At 50.7% G+C, this 13,224-nt stretch carries 13 protein-coding genes and 1 riboswitch; of the genes, 4 read left to right on the top strand and 9 right to left on the bottom strand.

Annotated features, from left to right (window positions below; genetic code table 11):
- Positions 1-154 precede the first annotated feature (154 nt).
- Entirely contained in the window at positions 155-2,707 is a 2,553-nt protein-coding gene (locus ACP26N_RS02270; RefSeq protein WP_426354665.1) for an NlpC/P60 family protein, read from the top strand.
- Between the two features lie 54 nt (positions 2,708-2,761).
- Here the strand turns inward: ACP26N_RS02270 and ACP26N_RS02265 are convergent, their stop codons facing one another.
- Complete coding sequence (locus ACP26N_RS02265; RefSeq protein WP_426354663.1) at positions 2,762-3,055, bottom strand: putative quinol monooxygenase; 294 nt, start codon at positions 3,053-3,055, stop codon at positions 2,762-2,764.
- 77 nt (positions 3,056-3,132) lie between these two features.
- On the opposite strand from ACP26N_RS02265, the gene ACP26N_RS02260 reads away from it, so the two are divergent.
- Complete coding sequence (locus tag ACP26N_RS02260) at positions 3,133-4,305, top strand: amidohydrolase (protein ID WP_131503402.1); 1,173 nt, start codon at positions 3,133-3,135, stop codon at positions 4,303-4,305.
- Positions 4,306-4,376: 71 nt separating this feature from the next.
- A riboswitch (SAM riboswitch) is annotated at positions 4,377-4,480 on the top strand.
- 104 nt (positions 4,481-4,584) lie between these two features.
- Positions 4,585-5,115 carry a peptide-methionine (S)-S-oxide reductase MsrA gene (gene msrA / locus ACP26N_RS02255; RefSeq protein ID WP_426354661.1) on the top strand — a complete coding sequence of 177 codons (531 nt, stop codon included), beginning with the start codon at positions 4,585-4,587 and terminating at the stop codon, positions 5,113-5,115.
- A gap of 99 nt (positions 5,116-5,214) precedes the next feature.
- On the opposite strand, the gene ACP26N_RS02250 is transcribed toward msrA, so the two are convergent.
- The 3 genes from ACP26N_RS02250 to ACP26N_RS02240 form a co-directional block, all read right to left on the bottom strand.
- Entirely contained in the window at positions 5,215-5,694 is a 480-nt protein-coding gene (locus tag ACP26N_RS02250) for a DMT family transporter (protein ID WP_131973311.1), read from the bottom strand.
- 16 nt (positions 5,695-5,710) lie between these two features.
- Positions 5,711-6,139: a DMT family transporter gene (locus ACP26N_RS02245; protein ID WP_131503399.1), complete on the bottom strand. Its 429-nt coding sequence runs from the start codon at positions 6,137-6,139 to the stop codon at positions 5,711-5,713.
- A gap of 118 nt (positions 6,140-6,257) precedes the next feature.
- Complete coding sequence (locus ACP26N_RS02240) at positions 6,258-7,193, bottom strand: NAD(P)H-dependent flavin oxidoreductase (RefSeq protein ID WP_426354659.1); 936 nt, start codon at positions 7,191-7,193, stop codon at positions 6,258-6,260.
- Positions 7,194-7,275: 82 nt separating this feature from the next.
- Between ACP26N_RS02240 and ACP26N_RS02235 the strand changes: the two genes are divergently transcribed.
- Positions 7,276-7,794: a gamma carbonic anhydrase family protein gene (locus tag ACP26N_RS02235; RefSeq protein ID WP_426354657.1), complete on the top strand. Its 519-nt coding sequence runs from the start codon at positions 7,276-7,278 to the stop codon at positions 7,792-7,794.
- A gap of 51 nt (positions 7,795-7,845) precedes the next feature.
- Here the strand turns inward: ACP26N_RS02235 and paaX are convergent, their stop codons facing one another.
- From paaX to ACP26N_RS02210, 5 genes are all read right to left on the bottom strand, one after another.
- Positions 7,846-8,730 (bottom strand): phenylacetic acid degradation operon negative regulatory protein PaaX, encoded by an 885-nt coding sequence (gene paaX / locus ACP26N_RS02230; RefSeq protein ID WP_026829354.1) that lies wholly within the window; start codon positions 8,728-8,730, stop codon positions 7,846-7,848.
- A 76-nt stretch (positions 8,731-8,806) separates the two neighbouring features.
- Positions 8,807-9,577, bottom strand: a complete 771-nt coding sequence (locus ACP26N_RS02225; protein WP_131503396.1) for an enoyl-CoA hydratase-related protein — start codon at positions 9,575-9,577, stop codon at positions 8,807-8,809.
- A complete protein-coding gene (locus tag ACP26N_RS02220; RefSeq protein WP_426354656.1) occupies positions 9,574-10,782 on the bottom strand; it encodes an acetyl-CoA C-acyltransferase in 1,209 nt (402 codons plus the stop codon). The genes ACP26N_RS02225 and ACP26N_RS02220 overlap by 4 nt, the downstream gene beginning before the upstream one ends.
- The gene (locus ACP26N_RS02215; protein WP_426355381.1) at positions 10,779-11,648 is read right to left on the bottom strand and encodes a 3-hydroxyacyl-CoA dehydrogenase; all 870 of its coding nucleotides are present in this window, start codon (positions 11,646-11,648) and stop codon (positions 10,779-10,781) included. Before ACP26N_RS02215 ends, ACP26N_RS02220 begins: the two co-directional genes overlap by 4 nt.
- 54 nt (positions 11,649-11,702) lie before the next feature.
- On the bottom strand, positions 11,703-13,211 hold the full coding sequence (locus ACP26N_RS02210; RefSeq protein ID WP_426354655.1) for an aldehyde dehydrogenase family protein: 1,509 nt from the start codon (positions 13,209-13,211) through the stop codon (positions 11,703-11,705).
- Between the last annotated feature and the right edge of the window lie 13 nt (positions 13,212-13,224).

Genomic DNA, 13,224 nt, shown 5'->3' with positions numbered 1-13,224 from the left:
TCCAGGAGGGGCCGGTTTTTCATTTCCTTGTGTAGCATTTGGTTGATGATTGACTTTTTTTGATATCTTTTTACACCTTTAAAAATGAACATGGTAAACTTATTTTTAACTGGAGTAAAAATTAATTTTCTAGAGAAATGGAGTTTTACATACGATGCCTCTTTCAAAAAAATGGTTCACGACACTTGCTGCTTCCGTCATGCTGTTCAGTTCATTCCCGATCAGTACCTTGGCAGAAGGAGACATTTCGCAAACGGTCGTCGACGAGAAAACGGAACTTGCAACCGGTAAACTGTTTACCCAAACCGATACCCCCGTCTTCGAAACACCGGAAAGTACAGAAGCAGTCGCTACCCTTTCTGCCACAACTGAAGTCGAGACGTTCGGGACAGAAGGTCTGTTTACACGCATCCTGCTCGATGGCGTCTATCGTTTCGTGAAGACAGATCAATTAGCGGATACCCCTATATATCCAAGAATCGACAGCCGGTATACGAATAAGGTCACAGTTCTTTATACAGCAGCAGATTCTTCAACGGCGACAGCACAAACATTTGACCAAAATAAGCAGCTTGATACATACGGTCAGGTCGGTCTCTTCACCCGGATTAAACAGGATACCGGCTATCTGTTCGTCCTGACAGCGGATTTAAGTACGATCCCTGTGTACTCGATGACCGGTGAACGGTTCGTTCAGGAAAAAACGTCGGTTTATCCAACAGCCGATGCAGTTGGAACACCTCTCACCACGTTGAAACAAAACGATTCCATCAAGACGTTCGGGACGTCAGGAACTTTTACCCGGATTGAGTGGAACGGTACATATGCTTTTGTCTTAACGGCTCACCTCGGAACGAAACCGGTCGTCTCGTATGAAGCAACCGGCAAAAAGTACAGTCAACAACTTGCCAACGTCTACCCAACCGCTGCGGCGACCGGGAAACTGCTTGGGACATTGGCACAAAATCAATTAGTCGACATCTACGGTGTATCCGGTGCTTATACACGAGTCCGCTTAAACGGTGTCTATGGATTTGTCCTGACGGCTCAGTTAGGAGATTTGGAGTTTTTTGCACAAACAGCCCGTTTGTATGTCCAGTCTCCTACTCCAATCCGCCAAGCACCCAACGCATCGAGTCCCGTCTTAAAAGAACACCAGACGAATACCCTGCTGACGGTCTACGGGACGAGCGGTGCGTACAGCCGGATCTTATTCCGCGGACAATATGCGTACGTTTTGACAAATACGCTCGCTCCATTAAAAGTCTATGCCAAAACAAATCGTTTATACGTTCAGACACCGACAGCAATCCGTTCTGCTCCCAATGTATCCAGTCCCGTCTTAAAGCAGCATCAGACGAATACCCTGCTGACGGTTTATGGAACGAGCGGTGCATACAGCCGGATTTTATTCCGCGGACAATATGCGTACGTCTTAACAAATACGCTTGCCCCAACAAAAGTCTTCGTTAAAACAGGACTTCGTTATGCGAACAAAAACACATCGATCTTTAAAGATACGACAGCCAAAAATGTTCTTCGCTCTATAAAACGGGCGGAATCCATCGATATTTACGGCACAAGCGGCGTGTATACACGCGTCAAAGTCGGGTCAGTGTACGGCTACGTCAAGACAACGGATCTTGTGACGAGAAAACCGGATTTGTATGATGTCACCGGAACACGTTACGTCCTCGAAGATAAATTAGTCGTTCATCCGAAAGCCAGTCTGACAGGGAAAATCGGTACACTGAAGAAAAATACCCTGCTGTCGATTTACGGCACAAGCGGCTATTACACCCGCGTCAAGATCGGTACGACGTTTGGTTTTGTCGACTCGAGCAAACTCGGCTTAAACAAACCGGTCGCGCGTCCGAAAGTCGGAACGGTCTTTTATGTCCATTTTGATCAGACCCCACTCTTTTCAGCCGATGTCGCGTATAGCCGCCCTGCCGGTTATTTAAGCAAAGGCACGAAACTGATTGGTCTAAAGGCGATTGACGATGACTTTTGGAAGGTTCGCCTACCGAACGGAACGACCGGTTACGTCATCAATCCATACATCGGGACGACGAAACCGGATATGCGTTACGCCCAACAAGCAATCAACCGTCAAAAAATCTATACAGTCAAAACAACGACGTCTTATTTTGCAACACCCGTCAGTCCGAAAAGTGCCGGATTGATTGAACAGGGAAAACGCGTCTATCCCCGGTATCGGGTCGGCAATTTTTATGTCATTCAGTCCGGCTGGTCACCTGTTTATCTGCCGGTCAGCGCTGTCACCGTCAAGACGGATGCACGGATCGCACAGAAGAATACATCGCGCGGGGAAAAGTTAATCCAAGCAGCCGCGAAACACTTGGGAACGCCGTATACGTGGGGTTCTCAAACGGCAGCCAACGGCGGTTTTGATTGTTCGGGACTGATTCACTACGCAACGAACGAAGCCGGAAAGTACGGCGGCCGGACGAACGTCAGTGGTTACTGGTACGGGGCTTTCTTTACGAACCGGCGGACGACAATCAGTAGCGGGAAACGATCGGATATCGTCTTTTTCGAAAATACGTATACGGATGGACCATCGCATATCGGCATCATGCTCGACAATGAATATTTCATTCATGCGGGTGGCTCACAGCTGCAAATCAACTCGATCTATGAACCGCGTTGGCGGGAACACTTTCTTGGCTTCAAATCGATGTAACAAAAAAAGAGGCGTATGGACCCTTCCGGATCCATACGCCCTTCTTTCATTGATTTAGAATGTCATCTCGACATACTTTGTCACTTGACGATCCTCAAGATACAACTCAATTTGTTCGCGGTATGCTTTATAGTGGTCCGATGCAATATGAGCCTCAAGTGCTGCTTCGTCTTGGTAGACTTCATAGAGCATGAACTGATGTTCATTTTCAATCGATTGATGTAACGTATAACGTAGGCAGCCCGGCTCGTTTTGCGCTGCTTTGTAGACTGTACTTAGAATCGGAAAGACTTGATCAGCTAATCCTGCTTTGACTGTAAAAACGGCATTGACAATGATTTCACCCATATGTTGATTCCTCCTCTAATTGATTACTTCTATATGTACCCATTTTTACTCAAGACATACCGAAAAGGATGATTTCGATGCAAGAAAATTTATTCACCTACTTAACTGAGTATGAATCAGAGATGATTCGTTTACGCCGTGACTTTCACCGCCATCCGGAATTATCGTTCCAGGAAGTCCGGACGCCTGCTAAAATTGCTGCGTTTTATGATGCACTCGGTATTCCTTACCGTGCGAACGTCGGTGGCAGCGGAATCGTCGCGACACTGACCGGCACCCGTCCCGGAAAAACAATTGCGGTCCGGGCCGATTTTGATGCGTTACCGCTCCAGGAAGAAACGGAATTATCGTTCCGCTCAATCCGTCCCGGTGTCATGCATGCTTGCGGACACGACGGACACACGGCGATTGTCCTTGGACTCGCCGCTGCTTTTCAAGCCATCCGGGATGAATTAACAGGTACTGTCGTCTTTATCCACCAACACGGTGAAGAAGTATTTCCGGGTGGTGCGATTCAAATGATTGAGGACGGCTGTCTCGACGGTGTCGATGCGATTTTCGGCACACACCTCGAAAATGATCTTCCGGTCGGAACGATCGGTTATCACAGCGGGCATACATTATGTGCGATCGATGAATTTGAAATCGTTGTTCATGGTCAAGGCGGTCATGCCCAAGCGCCACACCGGACGCAGGACGCACTTGTCGCCGGTGCACAGCTTGTCTGTAATCTTCAGCACCTCGTCAGCCGGCGCGTTGATCCGTTTGAGCCGGCCATCGTTGCAATCGGTTCATTTCATGCCGGAACCGCACCGAACATCGTGACCGGCGAAGCCCGGATTGTCGGAGAAATCCGGACGTTCAACGAACAACTCCGGCATCAGTTGCGCCAACAGGTGGATCTCGTCGCACGGACGACCTGCACCGGAATCGGCGCTGATTATTCCATTGATTTCACGACAGGTTACCCGTCCCTTTGGAATCATCCGGATGAAACGAAGCTCGTCCGGGAAGCGGCCGGTTTTTTGCCGGAAGCACAGGTCCGTGAAATGAAACCGATGATGGCAGCCGATGATTTTGCCTATTACCTGGAACAGGTTCCGGGCAGTTATTTCTTTACCGGCTCCGCGAAAACAGATGGACGCACGATTTATCCGCAACACCATCCGAAGTACGAAATCGATGAGCGGGCTTTACTGATCGGGGCGAAAACGTTAGGGGCGACAGTTCTTCGTGCCCTGCAAACATAAGAATTGACTTTCCACTTTTATGAATGGTATTATCATCCCAATGATAACGAACTTACATCAACTTCATATAACACTTATCAAGAGTGGACCGAGAGATCTGGATCGATGACGTCCCAGCAACCTGCGCACAGCAAGGTGCTACGACCAGCAAAGCGAAAGCTTTGGTTGATAAAAAGCGGCGACTCCTTTTGCAACCAAGCAAAGGAGTCGTTTTCGTTTTCTCGCTGTCAGAAATGAGAGCATTACGGCTCAAGAGGCCAGGAGAAAGGGAGAGATGACATGGAAAAAGCAACATTTGCAGGAGGATGTTTCTGGTGCATGGTGACACCATTTGAGGAATTACCGGGGATTCACAGTATCGTGTCCGGTTATACAGGAGGACACGTCGACAATCCGACATATGAGCAGGTCAAAACCGGAACGACCGGACATTCCGAAGTCGTCGAGATTACATTTGACCCGGCACTGTTCTCATACGAACGGTTACTCGAACTGTACTGGCCGCAAACGGATCCGACCGATGCCGGCGGACAATTCCAGGACCGTGGCATACAGTATGCCCCGGCGATTTTTTACCATACGGAAGAACAACGCCTTGCAGCGATTGCGTCACGTGATGCACTGGCTGCAACAAACCGTTTCAAACAACCGATCGTTACACGGATCGAACCGGCAGCTTCTTTCTATCCGGCGGAAGAATACCATCAGGACTTCCATAAAAAAAATCCGGCCCACTACAAAAAAGACCGGAAAGCCTCCGGCCGTGATGCCTTTATCGACGTCGCCTGGAAAGAAGAAGTATCCGTCTGATTTAAACGAAGCGTCTTTTAAAAGAGATCACCCTTTCACGCACTTTACTGTAAAAGTCGCGTGAAAGCCGTGATCTCTTTTGAGTGGTTGACGATGTTTTTAAGAAATCGCTTTGATTTCATCTGTTTGATTTGACTCGTCCACGACCTGATACCGTTTCAAGACGAAGATGCCGCTCAGCATGACGACTAAACCAATGATCTGCCCAAACGATAAATCGACTTTTGGTAAACCAAACCAGCCAAAAACGTCGACACACAACGCAAAACTGAGTTGCGAAATCAGGACGACGGAAATCGCGATGGACGGACCGAGCAGTTGAATACCCCGCATGACACAAAATACGACACCGACACCGACGAAACCGCCAAATAGATAAAGCGGTTCGACCTCCGTAAGCGCTGCGACCTCCCCGCCCCGAAAGAAAACCAAGGCAAGCAACGAACCAATCAGACCGACCAAAAAGACTAACGTCGTCGTCGCCCAGGCACCAAAGACATGACTCATCCGTGCGTTCAAAACTGTTTGTAAACTGATCATCATCCCTGCGACGATGGCACAAAACATGCCTAATCCCATTTCTATCTCCTCCTACTCAGGTAAATGAAAAGATCAGGACGCCGGTCAACATCAAACCGACTCCGATCCACTGCCCTTTGTTACTGCTTTTTTTAATGACTCCGAACCAGCCGTTCAAATCAATTACAAAGGCACACAGAATCTGTGCGACGAGCAACAGCGACATCGCCCATGTCATGCCGAGTAATTGAATCGACGTCAGTTCCGTCACGACGACTAAAACACCGAGCAATCCGCCGCTCGCATAAATAAGCGGTAACGTGCGAAAACCGCCGATTTTACGATCCCGAACAAAGCCGTAAATCAATAAACATCCGATCAGACCAACGAAATGGACGATGGTTACGGATAACCATGGACCAACCGCGTCACCGAGCCGGGCATTAAAGATGCCTTGTAAGGCAATAAACAATCCACTGAATAAGGCAAACACGATTCCTTGCATCTTCATCCTCCTTTTTCTCTAGTTACGAGTAGACCCTATTCTGTCATCTTTTTAAAGGACAAATGTCCTGAAACACAAAAAAAGCCGACCTGATCGGTCAGCTGCGCTTATATTCACGTTACTGGAATGCCCGGTATGTCCGTTCGATTCGTCCGAAAGCATCATCCATCATCCGGTTAAAGAGTTCCGCAACGGTCGGAACATCATCAATCAAACCGGAAACGAGACCGGCATTGACGTATCCTGCCGTCTCGTCGCCTTCGAGTGCCCCTTTGATATGAAACGATTCGTTCGTCTGTTCTTGAAAGGCAGCGAGTGATGTCGGCTGCAACGCCTCGACGTACGGTCCGTTCAATACCCGCCGGACTTGTCCGACTTCTCGGCCGATGATTCGTGTCCCGAGATCATCCGCCTGCACGAGGTGTTTTTTATAGTGCTCATGGACACGGGATTCCTGTGTCGCAATCAACCGGGTTCCGAGCTGCACGCCTTCTGCTCCGAGCATCCAGGCTGCTGCAAGACCACGTCCGTCGCCGATGCCGCCCGCGGCAAGGACGGGAAGCGTGACATGATCCGTGATTTGCGGAATCAGGGTCATCGTCGTCAACTCGAGCGGTGAATTGATTCCCGCCGCCTCGACGCCTTCCGCTACCAATATGTCCACTCCGGACTGCTCGGCTTTAATTGCCTGTTTGACGGAAGCAACGACACCAATCGTCCGGATTCCCGCCTCCCGTAACTTCGATAAAAAAGGAGCCGGATTACCGGCTGACAAGGACACGACCGGAATCCGCTCCTCGATTGCTAACTCAATCAACTGTTCGGTATAAGGTGAGACCCGGATGGCGATATTCAAGGCAAACGGACGCGACGTCAAGCTTCGTGTCGCGTCAATCAATTGTTTGACCTCGACAGGCGTCATCGTTCCGCATCCAATCGTTCCGAGACCTCCGGCATTCGAGACCGCCGCCGTCAGTTCGGCATGGCTGATATTCCCCATACCCCCTTGAATGATCGGCACATCAATCTGTAATGTGGTACATAGACGAGACATGGTCTCCCTCCGTTTCCGTTGTTAAGAATGGTATACTAAGTAGGACTGAATTTTAATTCATTTTTAGAAAAGAGGCGTCCTTATGAATATTCCGTACCGCGATGTTTCACCAAAGCTAGCCACACATGTGTTTGTCGCCCCCGGTGCTTTTTTGATTGGTGACGTGACCGTTGGCGAAGAATCGACGATTTGGTTCAATGCCGTCCTGCGCGGCGATGAAGGACCGATTACGATCGGCAAACGTTGCAGTATCCAGGACAATGCGACCATCCACCTTTACGAGGGAGCACCGGTCATTGTCGAAGATGAAGTGACGGTCGGACACAATGCTATTTTACATGGTTGTAAAATCGGTCGGCGCTCGATTGTCGGAATGGGAGCAACCGTCCTCGATCATGCTGAAATCGGGGAAGAATGTATCATCGGTGCCAACACCTTAATCCCGTCCGGCAAAAAATTCCCGCCTCGTTCGCTCATCATCGGATCACCGGGCAAGGTCGTGCGCGAACTCACGGCAGCCGATCTCGAGATGATTCAGGAATCAATTGATTCATATGTCGATAAAGGATATGCGTTTCGCAAACAGCTTGCTAAAAATTGATTGTCGGCACGAAAACGCTCATCTCGCTTCTTCGGGATGAGCGTTTTTGTTTTATCGTTCCGCGAACAAGGGATGTTCCGATGCATCATAGTCAGCACTTTTTTGCGTCACATCATGCGTTTCACGGAAGATCGATTCAAAAAACCGGCTCGCCGGTTCCGCGAGTAACCGGTAGTATTGTTCAAACAGCAAAGCGGCATGATGACCGCTCCACTCATCCGGCAACAACTCTTGCGGCAGACCGGGATCGGTAAACAAAAACTTCCGGTATTCATGGACAAGTGTCGTCCGTTCGACAAAACACTGCTCCTCGTCCATCTCGCCAAGCTGAATCCGGCTTTGATGGACGATATAACGCCGGCTGTATTCCGCAATGAACCGTTCATACCGTTCTTGCAACTCATCCAGTGGGAAAGCGCGTTCGACCAGCGATTGATCCGGTTGCGGTCCATGATATTCGCCGACGAAAAAATCGACGTACTCGGTGATACCGTAGGCGTCAATCAACCGCTCCGCTTCTTTTTCGAGCGGGTTCGGTGAAATCCAGACCCCGTTCGATAAATTCCCGAAACCGCTCCAGGACAACTCTTTTCGTAATTCATCCCGAATTTGCCGTTTGTCCTCCGGAATCGTGTACATCAAGGTCCGCCATTTCCCGTCCCAGACATGAGGCGTCGATTTGTATATCCGTCGCGCGGCTTCTTCCATCCGCTCAACACCGCGCGGGGTCAACGAATAAAAACTTTTTGTCCCTTGTTTTTGTGACGTCAACCAGCCTTGTTTGACCATCCGGGAAACGGCAACCCGGACCGCCTGTTCATTATGACCGAATTCTTTCAATAGGCGGATCAGACTGCCGACCCAGATTTGATTGCCGTAATGGCGGATGTAATCTCCGTATACCGTAAAAATCATCGATTGGGTATTCGCACTCATGTCATTCACTCTCTCTTTAATATAACGTTTTTTTGTGTACCGTTAGTATACGTGTTATTTCAGAGGACGACCATCCTCATTTTCCTTGAAACTGTGGCGTCCGTTTTTCGGCGAAGGCGCGTAACGCTTCCAGCCGATCTTCCGTCGGGATGACCGCTTCGTAAGCGGATGTTTCAATTTTCAAGCCCTCCGAGAGAGATTGATCGAGTCCTTGGTCAATCGCCTGTTTAGCCTGTCGGATGGCAACCGGTCCATTTTGTAACATCTCATCCGCAAACGAAAGACAAACTGCCATCAATTCTTCCCCTGTTGCGACGACACGCGAGACAATCCCGTACTGTTCAGCGGTCTGTGCATCAATTTTCCTGGCTGTGAAAATCAGTTCTTTCGCCCGGGTCTCTCCAATCAACCGCGGCAACCGTTGTGTCCCGCCGGCACCGGGAATGATGCCGAAACTGGTTTCTGTCAATCCGACCAATGCCCCTTCGACGATGATCCGGAAATCACAGGCGAGCATCCATTCGAAACCGCCGCCGAGTGCATGACCGTTGACCGCAGCAATCGTCGGTTGCGGCAGATGGGCGATATCTGTGAAGACGTCACGAATGGCTTCGACGTTTCGCCGGACTTCCGTTTCGTTTAACGTCACCCGTTCCTTCAAGTCAGCACCGGCGCTGAACGCCTTCCCTGTTCCGGTAAAGATGACAACCCGGATGGTCGGATCGTGACGAACGGTCGTGACCAGCTGTTGCAGCTCAACCAGCGTCGGATAATCAAAGCAGTTCATCCGTTCCGGCCGGTCAATCCGAATGATGACGACGTAGTCGCGTCGTTCCAAATGAATCATGTGAGTCCCTCCCGTTCCACGACGAGGGCAATGCCTTGTCCGACCCCGACACACATCGTCGCCAGACCATATGTCTGATTCGTGCGGCACATCTCGTGGATTAACGTCGTTAAAATCCGTGCTCCGCTTGCACCGAGCGGATGACCAAAGGCAATGGCTCCTCCGTTGACGTTGACTTTTTCCGGCGGTAATCCGAGTTCTTGCATACAGGCGACGCTTTGTGCGGCAAACGCTTCGTTGAGTTCAATCAAATCCAGCTGGTCGACCGTCAGTCCCGCCCGGTCCAGCGCTTTCCGTGTCGCATCGACCGGTCCGATTCCCATGACAGCCGGTTCGACGCCGGCGACACCACTGGCCCGGTAATAGGCGAGCGGCGTCAGTCCGAGACGTTCCGCCGTTTCTTCACTCATGAGCAATAAGGCAGCTGCCCCGTCGTTGATACCGGAAGCATTCCCTGCCGTGACGGTGCCATTCGGAAACAGGCTTTTGAGCGTTCCGAGCTTTTCACGGCTCGTGTCGGGACGTGGATGTTCATCCGTGTCCACTTCGACGATCTGTCCTTTGCGTGTCGTATACTGCACCGGAACAAGTTCTGTTTGAAAACGATGTGTTTCCATCGCCTGTTTCGCCCGTTGCTGACTTAAAAAGGCAAAATCATCCTGCGCTTCCCGTGAAATCCCGTACCGGGTTGCGACGTGTTCCGCCGTCTCCGGCATCGAGTCTGTTCCGTACATACCTTGCAGTTTTTCATTGACGAACCGCCAACCGATCGTTGTGTCATAGATCGTCGTGTTCCCGCGGGCGAACCCTGTTTCCGACTTTCCCATGACGAGTGGAGCCCGGGTCATACTTTCCGTTCCACCGGCAATATAGATTTCCCCTTCGTTCATCGCGATCGCCCGGGCTGCGGCGATGACGGAATCGAGTCCGGAACCGCACAACCGGTTGACGGTCGTTCCAGCTACTTCAACCGGCAAACCTGCGAGCAAGCCGGACATCCGGGCGACATTCCGGTTGTCTTCCCCTGCCTGATTGGCATTTCCGAAAATCACTTCTTCGATTTGAACCGGATCCACCCCCGGATTGCGATTGATGAGTGCTTGAATGACACAGGCCCCTAAATCATCCGGCCGGACGTCTTTGAGTGCTCCGTTATAGCGGCCGATTGGTGTACGGACAGCATCTATGATGGCGACACGTCTCATCGGCTCTTCACCCCGCTGTCCGAATAATCGTAGACGCCGCGTCCGGTTTTTCGTCCGAGACGTCCTGCTTTGACGTACTGTTCGAGGAGTGGTGCCGGACGGTATTTTTCACCCAGTTTTTCATGCAGATACCGTAGATTGTTTAAGCGGGTGTCGAGTCCGACAAGATCGCCGAGTTCAAACGGTCCCATCGGATAATTCAGTCCGAGCTTAATTGCTTTATCAATCTCTTCCGGTGTGCCGAGTCCTTCCTGCAGCATATAAAACGCTTCATTGCCGACGAGGGCACTGATTCGTGACGTGACGAACCCCGGAAACTCCCGGATGACGACGGTCTCTTTTCCCATTTGTTGCGCAACGGTTTCGCAGATTATGACCGTTTCATCCGATGTTTCCAGCCCGCGTGCCAGTTCGACGAGCGGCATCCGGTGCACCGGATTAAAGAAATGCATCGCCATGACCCGTTCCGGACGTTTCGTAAACGAAGCAATCTCGGTCGGACTCATCGTCGACGTATTCGTCGCAAAAACACAATCGGCCGGTGCAAAGCGGTCAAGTGTCTCAAACACGGTCCGCTTAATATCAAGCCGTTCCAGAACGGCTTCAATGACAAGATTTGCGTCTCTGACAGACTCCTTTAAATCCGTTGCATAACTTAAGTGTTGAAACAGTTGCCCGACTTCTTCCGTCGTCATTTTTCCGCGGACGATGGCTTTATCGGCAATCTGTTCCAATTCCTGTTGTGCGGATGTCAGCAAGTGTTGCTCGACATCGACCAATGTCACGTCAAATCCGCTGGCTGCTGCCACGTATGCAATCCCTCTGCCCATCACACCTGACCCTACGACCACCATCTGTTGAACCATCATCTGATTTCCCCCTTTAAAAAGCGTGCGGACGAACGTCCGCACGCTTGGTTTTTACAGTCCGAACGGATTAAGTGGACGACTGCCGTAATACGACAGGATACTTTTCGTTTCCGTATATAAATCAAGTGTCTCGATGCAGAGTTCGCGTCCGAAACCAGATTGTTTGTAGCCGCCGAACGGTGTGCCCGGGAAGGCCGAGAACGGACAGTTGATCATGACGATACCGGCTTTGATCTGATTCGCAATCCGCGTCGCGCGTGCTCCATCTTTTGTCCAAATTGCCGACCCAAGTCCGAACTCTGTGTCGTTTGCCAGACGAACGGCTTCTTTTTCATCCTTGAACTTCATCACGACGACGACCGGTCCAAAGATTTCTTCCTGGACAACTTTCATCTCATGTGTGACATCGGCAATGATTGTCGGTGCATACCAGAAACCTTCTTCAAAACCAGCCACTTTCTCGATTTGACCTCCAGTCAAGATCGTAGCTCCGTCCGCTTTTGCCGACTGGACATAACCGTCGATGACATCAAGCTGTTGTTGATCGATGATTGCCCCGACATGTGTCCCTTTATCAAACGGATTACCGAGCACCAGTTGTTTTGTTTTGGCGACGAATTGTTCCATGAACGTATCGTAAATGTCTTCATGGACATACAGGCGCGACCGTGCTTCGCACGACTGCCCGCTGTTGTAGAAGATGCCAAACAGTGACCCGTCGACGGCTGCCGTGATGTCAGCATCCTCAAACACGAGGTTCGGTGATTTACCGCCGAGCTCCAACGTGACGCGTTTTAAGCTTTCCGACGCCCGGCCCATGATATCTTTTCCAACCGGTGTCGAACCGGTAAAGGCGACTTTATCGACATTCGGGTGTTCCACCAAGTGGTTGCCGATTTCGCGACCCGACCCCGGAATGACGTTGACGACACCTGCCGGTACACCGGCTTCGAGACAAATCTCGCCGAGGATGATAGCTGTCAACGGTGTCAGCGTCGCCGGTTTGACGACAACCGAACAGCCGACCGCAATCGCCGGTGCGACTTTCCAGGCCGCCATCATCAATGGATAGTTCCATGGAATGATTTGGGCACAGACACCGACCGGTTCTTTTTCCGTGTAGTTATGGAATTGCCCCGGCACGTTATTGACGGCACCACGGTGACCGACGATGGCTCCGGCATAAAATTCAAAGTCTTCAATCGCTTGCGTGATTTGCCCTTGCGCTGCCGCGAGGGATTTTCCGGTATCGAGAATCTCAAGTTCCACCAATTCGTTGAAACGTGAACGCATGATACCGGCAATTTTGTTCAGGACTTGCGACCGGCGACCAACCGGCCACATTTTCCATTTTCCGTGATCGAAGGCTTCCCGTGCCGCCTGCACCGCACGATTGGCATCTTCTTTTGAAGCTTTTGCGACTTCGGCGATGACTTCGCCGGTTGCCGGATTATAGGTCTTGAAGGTCTCCCCTGATGTCCCTTCGACTTGCTCGCCGTTGATGACCAGATGATAGACGGAACGTTTCATCTCGATTGTTTTTTCATGTACCGTTGACATAGCTCCCACTCCC

The sequence above is a fragment of the Exiguobacterium sp. R-39 genome, assembly GCF_049942815.1.
Classification (GTDB): domain Bacteria; phylum Bacillota; class Bacilli; order Exiguobacteriales; family Exiguobacteriaceae; genus Exiguobacterium_A.
Note: the sequence above shows the minus strand (reverse complement) of the source record. Positions and strands in the feature narration are given on the sequence as shown.